This is a genomic window from Phytohabitans sp. LJ34 (assembly GCF_052068095.1).
Lineage (GTDB): Bacteria > Actinomycetota > Actinomycetes > Mycobacteriales > Micromonosporaceae > Phytohabitans.
Map to the genome: position 1 here is coordinate 303,436 of NZ_JBQHDG010000001.1, position 21,635 is coordinate 325,070.

The window sequence follows — 21,635 nt, forward strand, 5'->3', positions numbered from 1 at the left end:
CGGGTGAGGCTGCGGGAGCAGCGGTCTGGACCACGGCGGACGTCGCGGCAGCTCAAGGTTGTCAGAGGATCAGCTTGGTGCACGTGGCGGTGGCGAAGGTGCCGCTGGCCTTCTTCTTGGCGACCTCTTCACCGTCGATCGTGATGCGGCACTCGATGGCGCCCTTGCCGCCGCCGCTGCGGATGGCGGTCACCGTGACCAGCGCGGCGTCCTCCGACAGCGTCAGCTCCTTGCGCCAGGGCAGGTCGGTGTCGCTGGCCCGCTCGGGTGTGACGCCGTCGTCCTTGAGAAAGACGATGCTCACCGGGCCGTCGCCGGTGACCTCGTACACCACCTTGGCGCCGCTGCCGTAGCCGCCGTCTTTGCTCGGCGAGGGCTCGGCTTCCGGCGTCGTCTGCTCCGCCCGTGGCGTCTGCGGGTCGCGGGTGTTGTCTCCCGCGGTGGTGCCGGGGTCGGGGGTCCTTCCCAGCAGCGCACACGTCGTCACGGTGCCGCCGGCCAGCAGCACGGCCAGCACGATCACCACCGCGAGCAGTGGCCGGTTGGACCGGCGCGGTGGGGTGGGTGGGCCGAGGTACGTCGGGTAGGGCGAGGTGGGCGGGGACGAGGTCGGCGGGGGCGGCACCGGCTGCGTCGGGTAGGCGCCCGGCTGCTGCTCGTAGGGCGGCGGCGGGTAGGTCATCGAGCGTTATCCCCCCGGATAGAGACTGCGGCGAGTCACGGTGTTCCACGATCGCCCCGCGGGGCAAGTCCGGTGTCCGATTCTTCCCCGGATTGCCGCAAACGCTCATGTCGGATGAGCGATAGGGGGCCTTTCGAGCAAGCGTCGTGAGCGAAAGTGGGTTACGCTGCGGGCCATGTGTGGAATCGTGGGCTACGTCGGCGCGCGGCCGGCGCTGGGCATCGTGCTGGACGGTCTGCGCCGGTTGGAATACCGCGGGTATGACTCGGCGGGCGTCGCCGTGGTGGTCGGTGACCGCCTGCTGACCGAAAAGCGCGCCGGCAAGCTGGCCAATCTGGAAAAGATCCTGGTCGACGCGCCCACCGCCGGCATGAGCGACGGCGCAACGGCGATCGGCCACACCCGCTGGGCCACCCATGGCGGCCCGACCGACCGCAATGCTCACCCACACATGTCCCGCGACGGCCGGGTGGCCGTGATCCACAACGGCATCATCGAAAACTTCGCCAAGCTCCGCGCCGAGCTGGAGGCAGACGGCGTCGAGTTCGCCAGCGACACCGACACCGAGTGCGCCGCCCACCTGCTCGCCGCCGAGCTGGCCGACCAGGGCGTGCCGAGCGCCGAGGGGCTGGCGGCCGCGATGCGCCGGGTGTGCCAGCGGCTGGAGGGCGCGTTCACGCTGCTCGCGGTCGACTCGGCCGTGCCCGGCGCGGTGGTCGGCGCCCGGCGCAATTCGCCGCTGGTGGTGGGCCGCGGTGCGGGGGAAAATTACCTGGCCAGCGACGTGTCCGCGTTTATCGAGCACACCCGTGACGCGGTCGAGCTGGGGCAAGACCAGGTCGTGCTCATCACCCCCGAGGGCATCGAGATCACCAGCTTCGACGGCCAGCCCGCCACCGGCAAGGACTTCCACATCGACTGGGATGCCTCTGCCGCGGAAAAGGGCGGCTACGACTACTTCATGCTCAAGGAGATCGCCGAGCAGCCGCAGGCGGTCGCCGACACGCTCATCGGCCGGCTGCGCGAAAACGGCGAGATCATCCTCGACGAGGTGCGCCTCACCGACCAGGATCTGCGCGACGTCGACAAGATCTTCATCGTCTCCTGCGGCACGTCGTACCACGCCGGCCTCGTCGCCAAGTACGCGATCGAGCACTGGACCCGCATCCCCTGCGAGGTCGAGCTGGCCAGCGAGTTCCGCTACCGCGACCCCGTGCTCGACCGGTCGACGCTGGTGGTGGCGATCAGCCAGTCCGGCGAGACCATGGACACGCTGATGGCGCTGCGGCACGCCAAGGAGCAAAAGGCGCGCGTGCTCGCGATCTGCAATACCAACGGCTCCACGATCCCGCGCGAGTCCGACGCCGTGCTCTACACGCACGCCGGGCCGGAGATCGCGGTCGCCTCGACGAAGGCGTTCCTCACCCAGCTCGTCGCCTGCTACCTCGTCGGGCTCCACCTGGCCCAGGTGCGCGGCATCAAGTACGCCGACGAGGTCGCCGCGGTCGTCGCCCAGCTACAGGAGATGCCGGGCAAGGTGCAGGAGGTCCTCGCCACGATGGAGCCGGTGCGCGAGCTGGCCCGTTCGCTCGCCGAGGCCAAGAGCGTGCTGTTCATCGGCCGCCACGTGGGCTACCCGGTGGCGCTGGAGGGCGCGCTCAAGCTCAAGGAGCTGGCGTACATGCACGCCGAGGGCTTCGCGGCCGGCGAGCTCAAGCACGGTCCGATCGCGCTGATCGACGAGGGCTGCCCGGTGGTGTGCGTGGTGCCCTCGCCGGCCGGCCGCGGCGTGCTGCACGACAAGATCGTCTCCAACATCCAGGAGGTGCGCGCCCGCGGCGCCCGCACGATCGTGATCGCCGAGGAGGGCGACGAGGCCGTCGTGCCCTATGCCGACCACCTCGTCCGGGTGCCCCGCACGCCGACGCTCCTCGCTCCGCTGGTGACCACCGTGCCGCTCCAGGTGCTCGCCTGCGAGATCGCCGCCGCCCGCGGCCACGATGTCGACCAGCCGCGCAACCTGGCCAAGTCCGTCACTGTGGAGTGAGCCGCCGCCGATAGGGTCTAACCCGTGATCGTGGCTGTCGGCATCGACGTCGTCCTCGTAGAACGGTTCACCAGGGCGCTCGCCCGCACACCGCTGCTGTCCGACCGGCTCTTCACCGAGTCCGAGCGGTTCACGGCGTCGGGCAACCCGCGCTCGCCCGAGTCGCTCGCCGCCCGCTTCGCGGCCAAGGAGGCGGTGGCGAAGGCGCTGGGCGCGCCGGTGGGGCTGCGCTGGCACGACTGCGAGATCGTCACCGACCCCGACGGCCGGCCGTGGCTGACCGTCTCCGGCACGGTCAAGGCCGTGGCCACCGACCGGGGGATCACCCGCTGGCATCTGTCGTTGTCGCACGACGGGGGCATCGCATCCGCCATGGTGGTAGCGGAGCGGTTGGCGGAAGAGGTGGCGACCCCATGAGGCGTGCCTGGCGGGTCAGCGACGTGCGCGCGGCCGAGGAAGCGCTGATGCGCACCGTGCCGGAGGGCTCGCTCATGCAGCGCGCCGCCGCCGGCCTGGCCCGCCGGTGCGCGCTCCTGCTCGCCGAGCGGGGCGGCGTGTACGGCTCCCGCGTCCTGCTGCTCGTCGGCGCCGGCAACAACGGCGGCGACGCCCTCTACGCCGGCGCCTTCCTGGCCCGCCGCGGAGTGGCGGTCTCGGTGCTGCTGCTGGCGCCCGAGCGGGTGCACGAGGGCGGCCTCGCCGCGCTCCGGGCCGCCGGCGGCCAGGTGGTCGACGCGGTGCCGCGCGAGGTCGACCTCGCCGTCGACGGCATCGTGGGGCTGGGCGGGTCGGGTGGCCTGCGCCCGGCCGCCGAGGCCGCGGTGCGCCTGCTCACCGCGCGGCGTACGACGATCGTGGCGGTCGACATCCCCAGCGGCGTCGACGTCGACAGCGGCGGGCTGAGCGGGCCGGCGGTGCGGGCCGACGTGACCGTCACGTTCGGCTGCCTCAAGCCGGCGCTGGTGGTGGGGCCGGCCGCGCCGTGCGCCGGCGAGGTCGAGCTCGTCGACATCGGCCTCGGGCCCTGGCTGCGGGCGGACGCGGCGCTGGCCGTGGCCGAGTGGCCGGACATCGAGGAGTGGTGGCCGCGCCTGGACGCCGCCTCGGAGAAGTACACGCGGGGCGTCGTGGGCATCGCGACCGGCTCGGCGACATATCCGGGCGCGGCTGTCCTCTCCGTCGGCGGCGCGCTGGCCGGCCCGGCGGGCATGGTCCGGTACGCCGGCGGCGCCGCGGGCCACGTGCTTCGCCACCACCCTTCCGTGATCGCCACCAAGCGGGTGGCCGACGCCGGGCGGGTGCAGGCGTGGGTGTGCGGCTCGGGCCTCGGCACCGACGAGTCGGCTGCCACCGAGCTACGTACCGTGCTGGCGACCTCGCTGCCGGTCGTGCTCGACGCCGACGCGCTGACGCTGCTCGTCGACGGCTCGATGGCCGACCAGCTGCGCGGCCGCGACGCGCCGATCGTGGTCACCCCGCACGACCGTGAGTTCGCCCGGCTGGCCGGGGGAGAGCCCGGCGACGACCGCGTGGGCGCCGCGCTCCGCCTGGCCTCGTGGATGAACGCGGTCGTGCTGCTCAAGGGCGACCGCACGGTCGTCGCCACGCCGGCCGGCCACGCGTGGGCCAACCCGACCGGCACGCCGGCACTGGCCACCGGCGGCACCGGCGATGTGCTGGCCGGGCTGCTCGGCTCGCTGCTGGCCGCCCGGGTGTCACCGGAGCGGGCGGCGGTCGCAGCCTCCTACCTGCACGGGTTGGCCGGACGGGAGGCCGCCCGGCGCGGCCCGGTGACCGCGCCGGACGTGGCCACCGCGCTCCGCGACGTGGTGCCCGCCTCGTTCTGAAAGCGCTACTTGGGCAGTGCGTACTCGGCGATCTCCCCGAAGTCGAGGAACACGCAGGTCTCGCTGCCCACCACCTCGGCGTCGTGTCCGGGCGGGATCGCCGCGACCTCACCCGGCGTCAGCTCCCGCTCGGTGCCGTCGCCCATGGTGACCCGCATGCGGCCCTCGAGGCAGTAGCCGAGGTGCGACACCTGACACAGGTCACCGCCCACGATCGGCTTGACGTTGCGGGACCACCGCCAGCCCGGCTCGAAGTGGCCTCTGGCTACCGTCCGGCCGCCGACGGTTACGAAGTCGGCCCAGCCCTGGCCTTCGAATGTGCGGGTCTCGTCCGCCTTGTCGAAGGTCTTGATCTCGATGTTGCTCATGACTCCCCCTAACCCCGAAGCCTCCCCAGCCCGGTATCCCCCCTCGAAAAGTCCGTCAGCTGGTCGGCATGGGCTCGGCGTGGCCCAGTTGCACCATCATCGTCATGACGTCGTAGAACATCTCGCCCGAGACGATCTTGCCGTCGCTGTCGTAGTGGAACACTTCGCAGAACGGCACGTCGATCCGGCGCCCGGTGGCCGGCAGCGGCCCCATCGGCCCGTCGTTGGTGCCCTGCGCGCGGAAGAGGCAGACCGTGTAGTCGCCACCGTCGATGAACCGGTGGTCGACGCTCCGCCCGTCGGAAAACCCGGCGGCCCACTCTTTCATCCAGTCGACCAACTCGACCGGGCCCTTCACCGACTCGCCGCGCGGATGGTCGGTGTAGATCGCGTCCTCCCGCATCGGCCCGGCCGCGGCCGCCCAGTCCCGGTTGTTGAAGGCCTCCATCGTCGCGCGGTGGGTTTCGACATTGCTTCCCATAGCGCCCCCCTTCGTGCCTGCGACGCGTGTGGTCCACGTCACATTGCTCGAACGTAGCCCCTGGTCAAGCGCGCATGTCAAGGCTCAGTGACCGGGTGACTACGGACGGGTGGACTCCGAGGACGGACGGCGGGCGCTGGGTGGTCGGATGGTCGAGGCCTCGGTCTCCTTGGCCAGATAGTGCGGCCGCCGCTTGGCCTCGTAGTAGAGGCGGCCGATGTACTCGCCGATGATCCCGAGGATCGTCATCTGGATGCCGCCCAGCCCGATGACGCTGACGATGATCGTGGTGTAACCGGGCATGTCGATGCCGCGCGCGACCGCACTGATCACGACCCATGTCATGTACGCCACGGCCAGCACCGTCAGCGCCATGCCGGCGTAGATCGCCAGGCGCAGCGGCCGGTTGTTGAACGACAGCAGCCCGTCGAGCGCGTAGTTGAACAGCTTGCCGATGGTCCACTTGCTCTGGCCGCCCTGACGCGCCTCGTTCGTGTACGCGAACGCGACAGTGTTGAAGCCGATCCACGAGTAGAGGCCCTTGGAGAAGCGGTTGTACTCGGGCAGCGACAGGATCGCGTCGACCGCCCGCCGGGAGAGCAGCCGGAAGTCGCCCGCGCCGTCGGTCAGCTGCACGTCGACCAGGCGGTTGACCATCCGGTAGAAGGCACGCGAGGCGAACGAGCGGAAGAAGTGGTCACCCCGCCGGTCGCGGGTGGCGATCACCTGGTCGTAACCCTGCTCGAAGAGCTCGACCATGCGGGGCAGCAGGTGCGGCGGATGCTGGAGATCGGCATCCATGATCACGATGGCGTCGCCACTGGCCCGCTCGAGACCGGCCAACATGGCCGACTCCTTGCCGAAGTTTCGGCTCAAGGACGTGTACTTGACCGTTTCGTCCCGCGTGGCCAGCCCGCGGAGCGCCACGAGCGTGCCGTCGTCGCTGCCGTCATCGACGAAGACGATTTCGATCTCGGCGGGCAGCGCTTCGGTGGCGGCCTTGACCGCGGCGTGCAGCCGCTCGACGGACGCCTCCTCGTTGAAGCACGGCACCACAACGGACAGGCGCATGTACAGGATGTTACGTGCTGACGGGCCAGTAGGCTGATCCGCATGTGGCAGGCCGAAGTGCGCGTCGACCTGGACGCGATCCGCGACAACGTGGCCCTGTTGCGTGCCGGCACGACCGCCGAGGTCATGGTGGTGGTCAAGGCCGACGCGTACGGGCACGGCATGCTGCCGGTGGCTCGAGCGGCCCTCGAGTCGGGCGCGAGCTGGCTCGGCGTGTGCACGCTCGACGAGGCGCTCACCTTACGGCGCGCCGGCATCACCGCACCGGTGCTCGCCTGGCTGTTCGCGCCCGGGTTGCCCCTGCACGAAGGGGTCACCGCCGGAGTCGACCTCGGCGTCGGCGGCCTCGCCCAGCTCGGCGAGATGATCGACGCGGCACGCACGGCCGGCCGCCCCGCACGGGTACACCTGAAAATCGACACGGGCCTGGCGCGCGGCGGCGCGACACCGTCCGACTGGCCGGCGCTGGTCGAAGCCGCCGCGAAGGCCGAGGCCGACGGATCGATCGAGATCGTCGGGATCTGGAGCCACTTCGTGTACGCGGACGCGCCCGGCCACGAGACCATCGACCGCCAGCTCGACGTCTTCCGGGAGGGCGTGGCGACCGCCGAGCGCCTCGGCGTCGACGCCCCCTACAAGCACATCGCCAACTCGGCCGCCACCCTTACCCGCCCCGACGCCCACTTCGACCTGGTGCGGCCAGGCATCGCCGTCTACGGCCTCTCGCCGGTGATCGGAGAGCGCTACGGTCTGCGGCCGGCGATGACGGCGCGAGCCCGGGTCATGCTCACCAAGCGGGTGCCGGCGGGGCAGGGCGTGTCGTACGGCCACACGTACTTCACCGAGCGGGAGACCACCCTCGCCGTCGTGCCCCTCGGATACGCGGACGGCATCCCCCGCCACGCCTCCAACTCGGGCCCCATCGAGCTGGGCGGCAAGGTGCGGCGGATCGCCGGGCGGGTCTGCATGGACCAGGTGGTGCTCGACTGCGGCGACGACCCGGTCGCCGCCGGCGACGTGGCGACGCTATTCGGCAGCGGCGCGAACGGCGAGCCCACCGCCGACGACTGGGCCGAGGCCGTCGGCACGATCAACTACGAGATCGTGACGCGTTTCGGCGGGGTGCGGGTGCCGCGGATCTACGACGGAGCGGGCGCATGAGTCTTGCCAGTCGGTCGATGCGCAAACGGGCTGGGCTGCTCGGCGCCGTCGTGGGTATCGCGGCCGTCGGCGTGGCGGCCGGTGTGGTGGCCGAGCGCGCCCTGGTACGCCGCTCCAAGCGCGCGCCCGACGACCCGTACGCCAACGAGGACTTCGGTCGCCTCGCATACGACGAGGCACTCACCGTCACCACCGCGGACGGCACCGACCTCTACGTGGAGATCGTCGAGCCCACCGACGGCGTCGAGCTCGACGCCGACTTCGTCGCGGACGTGACCGGCGCGATGACCTCGCTGGAGCCGACCCTCGTCTTCGTGCACGGCTTCTGCCTCGACATGGGCACGTTCCACTTCCAGCGCAAGGAGCTGACCCGCCGCGGCGACTACCGGATGGTCTTCTACGACCAGCCCGGACACGGCCACTCCGGCAAGCTGGAGTCCGGCGAGTACGAGCTGCCCGCGCTCGGCGAGGCCCTCAAGGCCGTGCTCGACGAGACCGTGCCGGAGGGCCCGATCGTGCTGATCGGACACTCCATGGGCGGCATGACCATCATGGCCTTCGCCGAGCAGCACCCGGAGTACTTCGGCGACCGGGTCGTGGCCACCGTGCTGATGTCCACCTCGGGCGGGCGGCTGGAGGAGACCAAGTTCGGGCTGCCCGCGCTGATCGCCAAGGCCGGCTCGCCGCTGATGCCGCTGGTCAACAGCGCCACCCGGCTCAGCGGCGGCGTGATCGACCGGGCCCGGCACGCGTCGTCCGACCTGGCCTGGCTGCTCACCCGCAGGTACGGGTTCGGCGACACCAAGCCCAGCCCCGCCCTGGTGTCCTATGTGGAGGAAATGAACTCCCGCACCTCCACCGAGACCGTCGCGCGCTACCTGCGCACCCTCTACACGCACGCCCGCTACCCGGCGCTCAAGGCGCTGCGGTCGGCGCTCGCGCTGGTCATCGTCGGCGACAAAGACATGATCACGCCGGTCACCCATTCGGAGGAGATCCTGCGACACGTGCCGGACGCCGAGTTCGTGAAGGTGCCCGACAGCGGCCACGTGGTGATGCTGGAACACGCCGACGAGGTCAACGCCGTGCTCATCGCGTTTCTGGAGAAACTGACCGCGTGACCACTCTGTCCACTGTCTCCGATACCGAAGAATTCGGGCGCCGCCTCGGCGCCGTGCTCCGCGCCGGTGACCTTGTCGTGCTCACCGGCCCGCTCGGCGCCGGCAAGACCGCGCTGGTCCGCGGGATCGGCGCCGGCCTCGGCGTGCGCGGCGACATCACCTCGCCCACGTTCGTCATCGCCCGCGTACACCGGCCGGATCCGGCCAAGGGCGGCCGCGTCGCTCTCGTACACGCGGACGCGTACCGGCTAGGCTCTGCGATCGACCCGCGGGCGGAGATCGACGACCTCGACCTGGACGCCTCGGTGGACGACTCGGTCACCGTGGTGGAGTGGGGCGAGGGCGTGGTGGAGCAGCTGTCCGACGCGCACCTCCAGGTCCGCATCGACCGCCGCGACGACGACTCCCGCGAGGTCCGACTCGAGCCCCACGGTGGGGACTGGACGGCACGCGTGGAGGACTTGTGACTCTCGACCTGATGACCCTGCTGCCGTCGTCGTGGCAGGCGGTGGTCAAGCCGTATCTCGACGACGCGCGCATGGCGGAGCTGGCCGCGTTCGTCGAGGCCGAGTTCCAGGCCGGGCCGTGCTTCCCGCCGCTGGAGGACCTCTTCTCGGCGTACCGGCTCTGCGCGCCCGAGGCCTGCCGCGTGCTGATCCTGGGCCAGGACCCGTACCACAAGCCCGGCCAGGCGCACGGGCTCAGCTTCAGCGTGCGCCCCGGCATCGCGGTGCCGCCTTCCCTGCGCAACGTGTACAAGGAGCTCGCCGCCGACCTCGACGTGCCGCCGTCCCGCTCCGGCGACCTCACCGGCTGGGCGGCCCAGGGCGTGCTGCTGCTCAACGCGGTGCTCACCGTCCGCGAGGGCAAGCCCGGCTCGCACGCCAACCGCGGCTGGGAAGACTTCACGGACGCCACGATCCGTGCGCTGAACGACCGCGCGGAGCGGGTGGTGTTCCTGCTCTGGGGCGGATACGCGCGCAAGAAGGCCGAGCTGGTGACCAACCCGGCGCACGTGGTGCTGGAGGCCGGCCACCCGAGCCCGATGAACCCGCGTGGCTTCCTTGGCACCCGGCCCTTCAGCGCGACAAACAAGGCCCTCGCCGACGCCGGCCTCGACCCCATCGACTGGTCCCGCCTCTAGCCCCTGGCGGCCCGGATAGGGTGCATATCGTGCTTGTACTCGTGGTGGACTCGTCGACCCCGGCGGTCACGGCCGCCCTCGCGGAGGTGACCGACCACGGCGTCGTCATGCGCGCGCAGCGGCAGGCCGTCGACGCCAAGGCACACGGCGAGCTGCTCGCCCCCGCCGTCGAGGCCGTGCTCGGCGAGGCCGGCGCCGCCCCCCGTGACCTCGACGCGATCGTGGCCGGCGTCGGACCGGGGCCGTTCACCGGCCTACGGGTCGGGCTCGTCACCGCCGCCAGCATGGGGCAGACACTCGACATCCCCACGTACGGCGTCTGCTCACTCGACGCCCTCGGCCGCGTGGATCAGGCCGGCCGCGCGGATCAGGCCGGCCGCTCGCTCGACGCGCTCGGCCGCGTGGACCGCGGCGGCCGCGTCCTCGCCGCCACCGACGCGCGGCGCAAGGAGATCTACTGGGCCGTCTACGATCGCGGCGCCCGGGTCACCGAGCCCGACGTCGACCTGCCGGCCGCCGTGGCCGAGCGGGTCGCCGGCCTCGGGGTGACCGGCGCGGTGGGCGAGGGCGCGCTCAAGTACGCGGACGTGCTCGGCCTCCCGGTGCGCGACGAGCCGCGATACCCGCCGGCGGCCGCGCTCGTCGAGCTGGCGGCCGAGCGGATCCGGGCGAAAGGGCCGGGCGAGCGGCTCACCCCGCTCTACCTGCGGCGCCCGGACGCGGTGGCGGCGGCAGGGCGCAAACCGGTCCTGCGATGAAGATCCTGCCGCTCCGCTGGTGGCACATCGACGAGGTGATCGCCATCGAGGCCGACCTCTTCGGCGCCGAGCAGTGGTCGGCGGCCATGTTCTGGAACGAGCTGGCCAACGGCCACCACTACCTCGCCGCGACCGGCGACGAGGGTGAGGTCCTCGGATACGCCGGGCTCGCCGTGCAGCCGCCCGACGAGGCTTGGGTGCAGAACATCGCTGTGCGGCGGGACGCGCAGCGCCGTGGCATCGGGCGCACGCTGCTGGAGGCGCTGCTGGCCGAGGCGGCGCGGCGCGGCGTACGCAAGGTGCTGCTGGAGGTCGCCGTCGACAATGGACCGGCGCAGAAGCTCTACGGCGACTACGGATTCGAGGCGGTGGGCCTCCGCCGCGGGTACTACCAACCGAGCAACACCGACGCCCTGGTGATGATGAGACACGATGACTGAGCCGCTGGTACTGGGAATCGAGACCTCCTGCGACGAGACCGGTGTGGGGATCGTCCGCGGGCACACGCTCCTCGCCGACGCGCTGGCGTCCAGTGTGGACGAGCATGCGCGCTTCGGCGGTGTGGTGCCCGAGGTGGCCAGCCGCGCGCACCTGGAGGCCATCGTGCCCACAATGGAGCGTGCGCTGAAGGAGGCCGGCGTCACGCTCGCCGACGTCGACGCGATCGCCGTGACCGCCGGCCCCGGTCTCGCCGGCGCGCTGCTCGTCGGGGTCGCCGCCGCCAAGGGGTATGCGGTGGCGGCCGAGAAGCCCATCTACGGCGTCAACCACCTGGCCGCGCACGTGGCGGTGGACACGCTGGAACACGGGCCGCTGCCCGAGCCGGCGATCGCGCTGCTGGTCTCCGGCGGTCACTCGTCGCTGCTGGAGGTCGACGACCTGGCCACCGGCGTGACGCCGCTCGGCGCGACGATCGACGACGCGGCCGGCGAGGCGTTCGACAAGGTGGCCCGGCTGCTGGGCATGCCGTTCCCGGGCGGACCGCCGATCGACCGGGCGGCGCGCGAGGGTGACCCGGGCGCGATCCCCTTCCCGCGCGGGCTCACCGCGCCGAAGGACCTGGCCGCGCACCGGTTCGACTTCTCGTTCTCCGGCCTGAAGACCGCGGTGGCGAGGTGGGTCGAGGCACGCGAGCGGCTCGGCGAGCCGGTGCCGGTGGCAGACGTGGCGGCCTCGTTCCAGGAAGCGGTCTGCGACGTCCTGGTCGCCAAGGCCGTCGACGCCTGCCGCGACCGGGGCATCGAGACGCTGGTGATCGGCGGTGGCGTGGCGGCAAACTCGCGGCTGCGCGCGATGGCCGAGGAACGCTGCGCCAAGCACGGCATCACCGTGCGCACACCACGCCCCAAGCTCTGCACCGACAACGGCGCCATGGTGGCCGCACTCGGCTCCCACCTCGTCGCGCGCGGCGTCGCCCCGAGCCGGCTCGACCTTCCCGCCGACTCGGCCATGCCGCTGACGATCGTGAGCGTGTAGTGTCCGGCGACGTGATCGTCCGGATGTGGGAGGTACGCGGCGAGCCGGCCAGGTTCGCCGACCTGATCTCGTGGGTATGCGACACGGCGGTGCCACGGATCGAGGTCGAGCCGCTCCACATCTCCAGCGAGGTCTTCTCCTCCACCGACCACCGCGTCGTGGTCGTCTCGAAGTGGCGGGGCAGCACCCCGGTGCAGCTGCCCGACCCGCCGGCCGACCTGGTTGCTCGCAAGCCCCACGCCTGGGACTTCACCCAAGTCGACCGCTGAAACCACGCCGGCCGCTCCCGGCCGGCGCTGAGCAGATCTTGGTACGAATTGGCCCTCAGAGGGGCACCTTCATACCAAGATCTACCCCCTCGCTGGCAGCGCTCTCGGCACCACACCACGAGACCTTGATCGGCACGGTTCTAGGTGAAGGATTCAGGTCGTCATAGCGACCCGAATCCTCCACGATCCCCAAGCCACACCCGGCAAGCTCTCGAGATCGTCAGGAAACCCTGCCGGCGAAGGCCAGGATGATCTGCTGGATGGCGCTGACGTCGTTGCGTTCGACGAAGGTGCGGCCGCCGGTGACCTTGGTGATCTGCTCCAGCGCCGACGCGTCGGCCTTGGGGCCTACCGCGATGGCCAGGATCGGCAGGGGGCGGTCGGCGCGCGCCGAGGTCTTCAGTTTGGCGAGCAGTTGCTGGAGCGACAGGCCGGACTCGTCCTCGTTCTTGCCGTCGGTCATGACCACGACCATGTTCTGGGCGTTGGGCTTCCACGCCTTCTGCATGCGGTCGTAGGCCGCGCCGATGGAGTCGTAGAGGCCAGTGCCACCCGAGGCTTTCAGGGTCTGCACGGCGCCGGCCACCGCTTGGCGGCGTGGGACGCCGCCGACGATGCCGCCGGCCGGGCCGGGCGCGACGAGCTCGCGGTAGTCGGTGGTCGGGGTCAGCTGCGTGGCGAACGCCCACAGGCCGATGACAGTGCCGTTGTTGAGCAGCCCGGCGCCGGCGATCGCGGCCTTCTGGATGAGCTGTAGGCGGGTCTGGTTGGTGCCCGGCACCGGGTCGTTCATCGAGCCGGAGACGTCGAGGAGCAGCAGCGCGTTGTTGGAGCGCTGGAGCACGCCCCACACGGCGAGCATCTGGCTGAGGGCCTGCGCGGTCGGCGTGCGTTCCGGCGAGGTGACCGTGGTCTGGAAGCCGCGCTCGGCGTTGAGCAGGCCGGTGTCGCGGGTGGCGTGGCCGGTGTCGCGGAAGCCGGCGCGCTCGTACGCCTGGCGGCTCTCCGGCTTTTGCAGGTGGGCGAGCAGCCCCGCGGCCGCCTGCCGGCGTACCTCGTCGACCCACGGGGCGCGCAGCACGGCGAAGGGGTAGTCGGCGTACGCCGCGCCCTCCTTGGGGTAGACGGGCACCAGCGGCACCTTCGGCGAGCCGGCCGCGTACTCCGCCAGCTCGCGCTCCAGCACGGGAATCGCCGCGGGCAGCGTGGCGACGCCGGCCGCGCCCGCGTCGGAGTACTTGCGCAGCAGCGCCGCCGGGTCTTCCGCGGTCGTCGTGGTGAGCTGCGAGGCGGAGAGGGCGATGTACAGCTCTTCGTTGGTCTGCGTCTGGTTGTTGTCCGGATCCATGATGGTCATCGCGGAGGCCAACCCCGCACCGGAACGGGTCGGGTCGGCCATGCCCAGCCGCATCGCGCCCCACTCGCGGTGGCCGTAGTTGGCCCAGGTCTTGCCGCCCTGGAAGGCGCCGACCAGGTCGGTCCACCCGAGCGCGCGCTTGGGCCAGCCCAGCGCCTCCGCCATCGGCCGCTGCATGCCGATGACCGTCGGCGAGCTCGCCAGGCTCGGCGACTTTTCCTGCGGCAGCACGGCCGCGGCGTCGGGGCGGCCGGCGGCGAGTGAGAGCCAGGCGCTGAAGTCGGGTGCCCACACGTCGGGCCGGGGTCCGTCACGCGCCTCGTCCCAACCTGGGCCGATCGAGGCGGCCACCGCGCTCGACGGCATCGCGCGCACGGTGGCGGAGACGCAGTGGCCGTCGACGACCGGGCCGGCGTCGTTCCACTGGTCGGTGAGCTCGTTGACGATGGGGTAGTGGTCGGGTGAGGCCACGACGCTGATCTGCACGGGCGCGCCGGTGCAGACCTCTTCCTCGCCGGTCAGCTGGAAGTAGCCCACGGTGCCGCCGCCGACGGCGAGCGCGACGGCGCCCGCGGTCACGGCCAGCCGGCCGTTGCGGCTGGAACGCCGGTGTCGGAGGACGGATTCCGCCAAGGCTATTCACCCCACATCGCATGACGCCCAGCGATGTCATGATCGCGCTCAGTACACGAGGATGACTTATCGCCGCGTTGGTTGCACAGTGATACGAACATACGGTCCCGGGGGGTTGGGTTGGTGGCCATCACGGTCACAATCCAGCAGGCCAATGGTCATATTGGGGGACGAGGTACGTGACTCGAACGGTGGGAGGCCGTTACCGGCTGTATGAGTTCATGGCGGGTGGGGATACCGGCGAGGTGTGGCAAGCGGTCGATCTCGGGACCGACCGTGCCGTCGCCGTCAAATTGATGTATCCCGACCTCGCCGCGGACCCGCGGCTGGTGGACCGGTTCGTGCGCGCCCGCGGGCAGCTCACGATGCTGTGGCACCCGAGCATCGCCCGGCTGCTCGACATCGTGGTGGAGGAGGGGACGCTGGCGCTGGTGACCGACCTCGTGCCCGGCGTCGACCTCGGGCGGCGGCTCGCCCGTGAGGGGCCGCTCGACGCCGGCAGCGCCTCGGCGGTGGGGGCCGCCGTGGCCGACGCGCTGAGCGCCGCGCACCAGATCGGCGTCGTGCATGGAGACATCAAACCGTCCAATGTGGTGGTGCCGGTCCAGGGGCAGGGGCCGGCGTGCGTCACCGACTTCTCGGTGATGCTCCTGGTACGGGCCGGGCGCCGCTACCCGGAGCCGTTCGAGCGGCTCAAGTACCGCGCACCGGAGGTGACCGACGGGGCGGTCCCGGTGCCGTCCAGCGACGTCTACGCGCTCGGCGCGATGCTCGGCGAGATGCTGCCCGGCAACTCGCCGGCGCGGCTGCGCATGATCGCGGAAGAGTGCGTGCGCCCCGATCCCGGCGCCCGTCCTTCGGCGGCCGAGATCGGTCACGAGCTGGGCACGCTGGCGACGCGGCTGGCGACGGCGCCGGCGGCGGTGGCACCCGCGTCCCGCGCGGCGATCGGTGCCGGCCCGGCGCGTACGCGCGGCCAGAGCCGGCCGGGCGCGCGCGGCCCGGCCTGGCTCTTCGGCAGCCCGACTCGGTTGGCCGTCGCCTTCGGTGTGGCGCTGGCGCTGGTGCTGGCCGCTTTCGCGGTGACGAGGCCGTGGGAGCCGGCGAGTGAGCAGGGTGGTGGCGGCGGCACCCGCCCGCCCGCCGGCTCGACCGGCGGCGCCGCGTCCGCGACCGGCACCTCGAAGGCGCCACCCCTGCCGTCCGCCGCCGGCGCGCACACCCGGGAGGGCGGTGCGGCGTTCGTCAGGTACTGGTTCACACTGCTCAACCACGCGCAGGGCACGGGCGAGACCGCGCCGCTGCGGGAGGCCACCGGGCCGGGCTGCCGGGAGTGCGAGACGGTGGTGGAGACCATCGGCGACGCGTACGGCGACGGCGGCTCGATGCGCGGCGGCGTCTACGTGGTGCGCAACGTGGCCACCAACGGGCTCTTCACCCTCGACAGCCCGATCTACGAGGCGACCCTCGACCGCAGCCCGCGCGCGACCCTCGACCGCACCGGCGTGGAGCGGGGGAGCCTGGCCGGACTGACCGTCGCCAACTGCATGGTGAGCCTCGACTGGACCAACAACCGCTGGCGGGTGGCGGGCGTGCCGACGGCGGGCTGCGTCGCATAGGGAGGCCCCGGAGCAGCGAAAATCGGTGGCGTTGCGGTGTGTTGATCTTGTAATTTCGCGGATACTATGCGCTCCTTACCGGTCGCCGATCCCGGCGCGCCCGATCACCGGTCAGCCACCCGTTTCCTGTGGTGGCTGGCCGTGCGTACGTGGCCGTCCATGGTGGCCGGCCTCGCCTGGGGCGTCGTCTGGATGGTCAGCCAGGCGCTGATGCCGGCGGTGATCGGCAAGGCGGTCGATGCCGGCCTCGCCGACCGCGACCACGGTGCGCTGCTGACCTGGGGCACTGTCCTTCTTGGACTCGGCCTCATCCAGGCAGCAGCCGGCATCCTCCGGCACCGCTTCGCGGTCTTCAACTGGCTCGCGGCGGCCTACCGGACCATCCAGCTCACCATCGCGCAGGCCAACCGCCTCGGCGCCACGCTGACCAAGCGGCTGGCCACCGGCGAGGTGGTGAGCATCGGCACCGCCGACATCAGCCACATCGGCAACGCGCTCGACGTGACCGCGCGCGGCGCCGGCGCGGTCGCCGCCATCGTCACGATCGCCGCGATCCTTTTCAGCGCCTCGGTGCCGCTCGGCCTCGTCGTCATCATCGGCGTGCCGCTGCTGATGGCGCTCGTGGGCGGGCTGATCCGGCCGCTGCACCACCGCCAGCAGGCATACCGCGACCAGCAGGGTCAGCTCACCACCCGGTCCGGCGACATCGTGACCGGGCTGCGGGTGCTGCGCGGCGTGGGCGGCGAGGCGACCTTCTCGGCGCGCTACCGCGCCGAGTCGCAGTCGCTGCGATCCGCGGGGGTACGCGTGGCGCGGGTCGAGTCGGTGCTCGAGGCGGCCCAGGTGTTCGTGCCGGGCGCGTTCGTGGTGCTGGTCGTGTGGCTGGGCGCCCGGTTTGCGCTGCGCGGCGAGATCACGCCGGGCCAGCTCGTGTCGTTCTACGGGTACGCGTCGTTCCTGATATCTCCACTGAGGACGATCACCGAGACGATCGACAAGCTGACCCGCGGGCACGTGGCCGCCCGGCGCGTGGTGGCGATGCTGGACCTGCGCCGCGACCTCGCCGAGCCGGCCCGCCCGGCGTCGCTGCCAGACGGCGACGGCGACCTCGTCGACGAGGAGTCCGGCGTGGTCGTGCGCCCCGGGCGGCTCACCGCGATCGCGGCCACGGCGCCCGAAGACGCGGCGGAGATCGCCGACCGCCTCGGGCGGTACGTGGACGGCGACGTGACGCTTTCCGGTGTACCCCTGCGGGACCTGCCGCTGGCGACCGTGCGCGAGCGGGTGATGGTGGCCGACAACGACGGGCGCTTGTTCTCGGGCCCGCTCCGAGGCGAGCTGGGCGGTGACGACGGGCGGATCCCGGCCGCCCTCGAGGCCGCGAGCGCGACGGACATCGTGGACGCCCTGCCCGAGGGGCTGGACACCGTGGTCGCGGAGCGCGGCCGGGAGTTCTCCGGCGGGCAGCAGCAGCGGCTGCGGCTGGTCCGGGCGCTGCTGGCCGACCCGCGGGTGCTGGTGCTCGTCGAGCCGACGAGCGCGGTCGACGCGCACACCGAGGCGCGGATCGCCGCCCGGCTGGGTGGCGCGCGGGCCGGCCGCACCACCGTGGTCTGCACGACGAGCCCGCTGGTGCTGGATCGGGCCGACCACGTGGTCTTCGTCGAAGACGGGAAGGTGGCCGCCGAGGGCGGCCACCGCGAGCTGCTGGAAAACGAGCCGCGGTACGCCGCGGTGGTGACCCGAGGGGAGGAGACGTGAGCGCGGCACTGCCGGTGGCGGACGCGCGGCAGGTGCGGCGGTACGCCCGCGCGCTGATGCGCCGCCACCCCGGTGCGCTGGCCGGGGCGATCGGCCTGCACGTGTTCGCCGCGGTCGCCGGCCTGGCCGCGCCCCGCCTCATCGGCGACCTCGTCGAGGCGATCGAGCGGGGCACCACGACCGTGACGGTCGACCGGATCGCGCTGGCCATCGCCGGGTTCGTGGTAGTGCAGTCCGTGGTCACGCGTTTCGCACACATCGCGTCGGCCCGGCTGGGCGAGCGGGTGCTGGCCGAGCTGCGCGAAGACTTCGTCGACCGCATCCTCGCCATCCCCCTGTCCACGGTGGAGCGTGCGGGCACCGGCGACCTGGTGACCCGCACCTCCCGCGACGTGGCGGCGCTCTCCCAGTCGGTGCGCTTCGCGGTGCCGGAGACGCTGATCGCGTTCGCCACCGGCGTCTTCGCCATCGGCGCGCTGCTGCTCGTCGACCCGCTGCTGGGCCTGCCCTGCCTGATCGCGGTGCCGATCCTGTGGGTGGGCACCCGGTGGTACCTGCGCCGCGCGCCCGAGGGCTACCTGCGGGAGAACGCGGCGTACTCGGATATCACCGACGGCATCACCGAGACCGTGGAGGGCTCGCGGACGACGGAGGCGCTGCGCCGGCAGGAGAGCCGCCGGCGGCGCACCGACGACGACATCCGCCGGCAGTACTCGGCCGAGCTGTACACGCTCAAGCTGCGTACCGTGTGGTGGCCGCTGACCGAGGTGGCGTACGTGCTGCCGGTCGTCGCCACGCTCGTCGTGGGCGGCTGGTTCTACCTGGAGGGGTGGGTGACGCTCGGCGAAGTGACCGCCGCGACGCTGTACGTGCAGCTGCTCGTCGACCCGCTCGACCGCTTCCTGTCCTGGCTCGACGAGCTCCAGGTGGGCGGCGCCTCGCTGGCCCGGATCCTCGGCGTCTCGGAGGTGCCGGACGACAGGATCCCGTCGGACGCGCGGCCGGATGGCGAGGGCGTGGCCGCGCGCGACGTGCGGTACTCCTATGTGGAGGGACGCGACGTGCTGCACGGTGTCTCGCTCGCGGTGGCGCCGGGTGAGCGGCTGGCCATGGTGGGTCCGTCCGGCGCGGGCAAGTCCACGCTCGGCCGGCTGCTCGCCGGCATACACGGGCCGCGGGCGGGTTCGGTCACCGTTGGCGGCGCGCCGCTGGTGGAGCTGCCGCTCGACGAGCTGCGTTCGCACGTCGCGCTGGTCACCCAGGAGCACCACGTGTTCATCGGCACGCTCCGCGAAAATCTGGTGCTGGCCCGCCCCTCGGTCACCGACGACGGGGTCCGTGCCGCGCTGGCCGCGGTCGACGCGTTGGAGTGGGCGCGGGCCCTGCCGGACGGGCTTGACACGGTCGTGGGCGCGGGCGGCCATCCGCTGTCGCCGGCGCAGGCGCAGCAGCTGGCGCTCGCCCGGCTGGTCCTGGCCGACCCGCACACGCTGGTGCTCGACGAGGCCACCTCGCTGATCGACCCGCGGGCGGCCCGCCACCTGGAGCGTTCGCTCGCGGCGGTGCTGGAGGGGCGCACGGTCATCGCGATCGCGCACCGGCTCTTCTCCGCGCACGACGCCGACCGGGTGGCGGTGGTCGAAGACGGCCGGATCACCGAGCTCGGCTCGCACGCCGAGCTGGTGGCGGCGGGCGGCTCGTACGCCGCGCTGTGGCGGAGCTGGCACGGCTCATAGACACACGTCTTGCAAAGAAGTCTTTGCAAGGCTACCTTTGCAAACATGTCTGAAGAAAGCCGCGTACGGCTGGATCCGACGTCGCTGCGCGGGGTCGCACACCCACTGCGGGTGCGCATCCTCGGGCTGCTGCGGCAGGACGGGCCGGCCACTTCCACCACGCTGGCCGAGCGCCTCGGGCTCTCCAGCGGCGCGACCAGCTACCACCTGCGGCAGCTTGCGACATACGGGTTCGTGGTGGAGGAGACCGGCCGCGGCGTGGGCCGCGAGCGCTGGTGGCGGGCCGCCCACGAGCGCACGCTGCTCGACGAGAAGACGGTCCTGGAGGCGCCGGCCGACGCGGAGACCTACATGCGGGCGGTGGCCGCCAGCTACGCGGACACCACGGAGCGGTGGCTGGGGGAGAGCCAGGTGCTGCCGGAGGAGTGGCGCCCCGGCAGCACCCTCAGCAACGCCATGCTGCGGCTGACCCCGGCTGAGGCGGCGCGGCTGCGCGACGAGCTCGACGCGGTGATCCAGCGCTACCGGCAGCACGCCGAGCCCGAGCCGCCGGAGGACGCCGAGCTCGTCGTCTACCAGGTGCAGCTGATGCCCTTCGTGCGAAGGGCGGACGACGGATGAGGCGGGGGTTCGCCGGCCTGCTCGCCGCCGAGGGAGTGTCCTTTGTGGGCACCCGGATGTCGTTCGTGGCGCTGCCCTGGTTTGTGCTCGCCACCTCCGGCAGCGCCGCCCGCACCGGCATCGTGGTGTTCGCCGAGATGCTGCCGTACGTGCTGGTGTGCGCGTTCGGCGGCCCGCTCCTCGACCGGCTCGGCCACCGCCGGGTGTCCGTGCTCGGCGACATCGGCAGCGCGGCGACGGTGGCGGCAATCCCGCTGCTGCACCACGGTCCCGGGCTCGGCTACGCCGGGCTCGTCGCGCTCGTGACGATGGTCGGCACACTGCGCGGCTTCGGCGACTCGGCCAAGCGCGTGCTGCTCCCGCGGACCATCGCCACCGCCGGCATCGACGTGACCCGCGCGACCGGCCTGCACGACGGCATGTACCGACTCTCCACCCTGCTCGGCCCGCCGATCGCCGGCGTCCTCGTCACCGCGTTCGACGCGACGGTGGTGCTGCTGCTCGACGCCGCGTCGTTCGCGATCGCCGGTGTCCTCGTCGCGCTCCTGGTGCCGGGCGGCGAGGCGGAGCAGCGGCGCGAGCCGTACCTGCGGGCGCTGCGCGCCGGCTGGCGGTTTATCGCGCGCGACCGCCTGATCATCGGCCTGGCCCTCATGATCTTCGCGACCAACCTGCTCGACCAGGCGTACTCCGCGGTGCTCGCGCCGGTCTGGGCCCGCGACGTGGCCGGCTCCGCCACCGCGCTCGGGCTGCTCTTCGGCGTCTTCGGCGTGGGTGCGGTGGCGGGCAGCGCGGTCTTCGCCGTGCTCGCGCCGCGGCTGCCGCGCTATGGCACGTTCGTTGTCGGCATGCTGATCGGCGGCGCGCCCCGCTTCGTCGTACTGGGGCTCGCCGGCGACACGTGGTTGGTCTACGCGGTCGCGCTGGTCGCCGGCTTCTCGATCGGGGGCGTCAACCCGGTGCTGAGCGCGGTGCAGTACCAGCGGGTGCCCGACGCGATGCGGGCCCGGGTGCTGGGTATCACGCTGGCGATCGCGTGGGGCGGCATCCCGCTCGGCGCGCTGCTCGGCGGGTGGTCGGTGGAGCTGCTCGGGCTGACCACGGCGTGGCTGCTCTTCGGCGCCCTCTACCTCGCGGTCACGCTGGTGCCGCTCGTCTCGCCGGCCTGGCGCGAGATGGACCGCTCAGCGGGTCAGGGCCATGAAGACGAGGAGCAACACGAGCGCGACACCGGCGACGGCGAAGATGACGAGCAGGTCTCGCCGTCCGGTGTCCGCGGCCGCCGGGGCGGTGACGGGCTCGGCGGGTAGGTCGCGGGTCACCGCGGCGAGCTCGGCCAGCGTGCGGGCCGCGTAGGCGCTGTCGACCCGCTCGGTGAACTCGTCGAGGCTCAGCCGCCCGGCCTCCGTGTGGCGCTGCAAAGCGTCCACCACGCGGTGCCGATCCTCATCCGACGCCCGCAGCTCGCTACCCACCGGCTCAG

At 72.2% G+C, this 21,635-nt stretch carries 21 protein-coding genes and 1 pseudogene; 16 read left to right on the top strand and 6 right to left on the bottom strand.

Going from position 1 to position 21,635, the window contains the following annotated elements:
* Nucleotides 1–61: 61 nt before the first annotated feature.
* Nucleotides 62–682 (bottom strand): MmpS family transport accessory protein, encoded by a 621-nt coding sequence (locus ACTMTJ_RS01485; RefSeq protein WP_441214164.1) that lies wholly within the window; start codon nt 680–682, stop codon nt 62–64.
* 175 nt (nt 683–857) lie between these two features.
* Here ACTMTJ_RS01485 and glmS point away from each other — a divergent pair, with 175 nt between their 5' ends.
* Genes glmS through ACTMTJ_RS01500 form a run of 3 tightly spaced genes read left to right on the top strand, consistent with a single transcriptional unit; the run spans nt 858 to nt 4,576 of the window.
* Nucleotides 858–2,729, top strand: coding sequence for a glutamine--fructose-6-phosphate transaminase (isomerizing) (gene glmS / locus ACTMTJ_RS01490; RefSeq protein ID WP_441214165.1), 1,872 nt, complete (start codon nt 858–860; stop codon nt 2,727–2,729).
* Nucleotides 2,730–2,753: 24 nt separating this feature from the next.
* Nucleotides 2,754–3,146 carry a holo-ACP synthase gene (locus tag ACTMTJ_RS01495; protein WP_441214166.1) on the top strand — a complete coding sequence of 131 codons (393 nt, stop codon included), beginning with the start codon at nt 2,754–2,756 and terminating at the stop codon, nt 3,144–3,146.
* Nucleotides 3,143–4,576, top strand: coding sequence for an NAD(P)H-hydrate dehydratase (locus ACTMTJ_RS01500; RefSeq protein ID WP_441214167.1), 1,434 nt, complete (start codon nt 3,143–3,145; stop codon nt 4,574–4,576). The genes ACTMTJ_RS01495 and ACTMTJ_RS01500 overlap by 4 nt, the downstream gene beginning before the upstream one ends.
* 5 nt (nt 4,577–4,581) lie before the next feature.
* Here ACTMTJ_RS01500 and ACTMTJ_RS01505 read toward each other — a convergent pair whose 3' ends face one another.
* The 3 genes from ACTMTJ_RS01505 to ACTMTJ_RS01515 all read right to left on the bottom strand — a co-directional run bounded on the left by ACTMTJ_RS01505 (nt 4,582) and on the right by ACTMTJ_RS01515 (nt 6,496).
* Nucleotides 4,582–4,944, bottom strand: coding sequence for a cupin domain-containing protein (locus tag ACTMTJ_RS01505; RefSeq protein ID WP_441214168.1), 363 nt, complete (start codon nt 4,942–4,944; stop codon nt 4,582–4,584).
* Nucleotides 4,945–4,999: 55 nt separating this feature from the next.
* Complete coding sequence (locus ACTMTJ_RS01510) at nt 5,000–5,425, bottom strand: ester cyclase (protein ID WP_441214169.1); 426 nt, start codon at nt 5,423–5,425, stop codon at nt 5,000–5,002.
* Between the two features lie 99 nt (nt 5,426–5,524).
* Entirely contained in the window at nt 5,525–6,496 is a 972-nt protein-coding gene (locus ACTMTJ_RS01515; RefSeq protein WP_441214170.1) for a glycosyltransferase family 2 protein, read from the bottom strand.
* A gap of 42 nt (nt 6,497–6,538) precedes the next feature.
* On the opposite strand from ACTMTJ_RS01515, the gene alr reads away from it, so the two are divergent.
* Genes alr through ACTMTJ_RS01555 form a run of 8 tightly spaced genes read left to right on the top strand, consistent with a single transcriptional unit; the run spans nt 6,539 to nt 12,425 of the window.
* Nucleotides 6,539–7,657, top strand: a complete 1,119-nt coding sequence (alr, locus tag ACTMTJ_RS01520) for an alanine racemase (protein WP_441214171.1) — start codon at nt 6,539–6,541, stop codon at nt 7,655–7,657.
* Nucleotides 7,654–8,778, top strand: coding sequence for an alpha/beta fold hydrolase (locus tag ACTMTJ_RS01525; RefSeq protein ID WP_441214172.1), 1,125 nt, complete (start codon nt 7,654–7,656; stop codon nt 8,776–8,778). Before alr ends, ACTMTJ_RS01525 begins: the two co-directional genes overlap by 4 nt.
* Nucleotides 8,775–9,245, top strand: a complete 471-nt coding sequence (gene tsaE / locus ACTMTJ_RS01530) for a tRNA (adenosine(37)-N6)-threonylcarbamoyltransferase complex ATPase subunit type 1 TsaE (protein ID WP_441214173.1) — start codon at nt 8,775–8,777, stop codon at nt 9,243–9,245. The genes ACTMTJ_RS01525 and tsaE overlap by 4 nt, the downstream gene beginning before the upstream one ends.
* A gap of 11 nt (nt 9,246–9,256) precedes the next feature.
* Entirely contained in the window at nt 9,257–9,922 is a 666-nt protein-coding gene (gene ung / locus ACTMTJ_RS01535; RefSeq protein WP_441214481.1) for a uracil-DNA glycosylase, read from the top strand.
* 29 nt (nt 9,923–9,951) lie between these two features.
* On the top strand, nt 9,952–10,680 hold the full coding sequence (tsaB, locus tag ACTMTJ_RS01540; RefSeq protein ID WP_441214174.1) for a tRNA (adenosine(37)-N6)-threonylcarbamoyltransferase complex dimerization subunit type 1 TsaB: 729 nt from the start codon (nt 9,952–9,954) through the stop codon (nt 10,678–10,680).
* The gene (gene rimI, locus ACTMTJ_RS01545; protein ID WP_441214175.1) at nt 10,677–11,120 is read left to right on the top strand and encodes a ribosomal protein S18-alanine N-acetyltransferase; all 444 of its coding nucleotides are present in this window, start codon (nt 10,677–10,679) and stop codon (nt 11,118–11,120) included. Before tsaB ends, rimI begins: the two co-directional genes overlap by 4 nt.
* Nucleotides 11,113–12,156, top strand: coding sequence for a tRNA (adenosine(37)-N6)-threonylcarbamoyltransferase complex transferase subunit TsaD (gene tsaD / locus ACTMTJ_RS01550; protein ID WP_441214176.1), 1,044 nt, complete (start codon nt 11,113–11,115; stop codon nt 12,154–12,156). The genes rimI and tsaD overlap by 8 nt, the downstream gene beginning before the upstream one ends.
* A gap of 11 nt (nt 12,157–12,167) precedes the next feature.
* A complete protein-coding gene (locus tag ACTMTJ_RS01555; RefSeq protein WP_441214177.1) occupies nt 12,168–12,425 on the top strand; it encodes a hypothetical protein in 258 nt (85 codons plus the stop codon).
* A 220-nt stretch (nt 12,426–12,645) separates the two neighbouring features.
* Here ACTMTJ_RS01555 and ACTMTJ_RS01560 read toward each other — a convergent pair whose 3' ends face one another.
* Nucleotides 12,646–14,415 carry a substrate-binding and VWA domain-containing protein gene (locus tag ACTMTJ_RS01560; RefSeq protein ID WP_441214178.1) on the bottom strand — a complete coding sequence of 590 codons (1,770 nt, stop codon included), beginning with the start codon at nt 14,413–14,415 and terminating at the stop codon, nt 12,646–12,648.
* A gap of 221 nt (nt 14,416–14,636) precedes the next feature.
* Here ACTMTJ_RS01560 and ACTMTJ_RS01565 point away from each other — a divergent pair, with 221 nt between their 5' ends.
* From ACTMTJ_RS01565 to ACTMTJ_RS01585, 5 genes and pseudogenes are all read left to right on the top strand, one after another.
* Nucleotides 14,637–16,034 (top strand): DUF6318 family protein, encoded by a 1,398-nt coding sequence (locus tag ACTMTJ_RS01565; RefSeq protein ID WP_441214179.1) that lies wholly within the window; start codon nt 14,637–14,639, stop codon nt 16,032–16,034.
* Between the two features lie 66 nt (nt 16,035–16,100).
* Nucleotides 16,101–17,795, top strand: coding sequence for an ABC transporter ATP-binding protein (locus ACTMTJ_RS01570; RefSeq protein WP_441214180.1), 1,695 nt, complete (start codon nt 16,101–16,103; stop codon nt 17,793–17,795).
* On the top strand, nt 17,792–19,531 hold the full coding sequence (locus ACTMTJ_RS01575) for an ABC transporter ATP-binding protein (protein ID WP_441214181.1): 1,740 nt from the start codon (nt 17,792–17,794) through the stop codon (nt 19,529–19,531). Before ACTMTJ_RS01570 ends, ACTMTJ_RS01575 begins: the two co-directional genes overlap by 4 nt.
* A 45-nt stretch (nt 19,532–19,576) precedes the next feature.
* Nucleotides 19,577–20,152 (top strand): ArsR/SmtB family transcription factor, encoded by a 576-nt coding sequence (locus ACTMTJ_RS01580; protein WP_441214182.1) that lies wholly within the window; start codon nt 19,577–19,579, stop codon nt 20,150–20,152.
* A pseudogene (locus tag ACTMTJ_RS01585) lies at nt 20,149–21,321 on the top strand (MFS transporter); the annotation flags it as partial. The gene ACTMTJ_RS01580 and the pseudogene ACTMTJ_RS01585, both read left to right, overlap by 4 nt.
* A 15-nt stretch (nt 21,322–21,336) precedes the next feature.
* Here ACTMTJ_RS01585 and ACTMTJ_RS01590 read toward each other — a convergent pair.
* A complete protein-coding gene (locus tag ACTMTJ_RS01590) occupies nt 21,337–21,627 on the bottom strand; it encodes a DUF1707 SHOCT-like domain-containing protein (protein ID WP_441214183.1) in 291 nt (96 codons plus the stop codon).
* Nucleotides 21,628–21,635 lie beyond the last annotated feature (8 nt).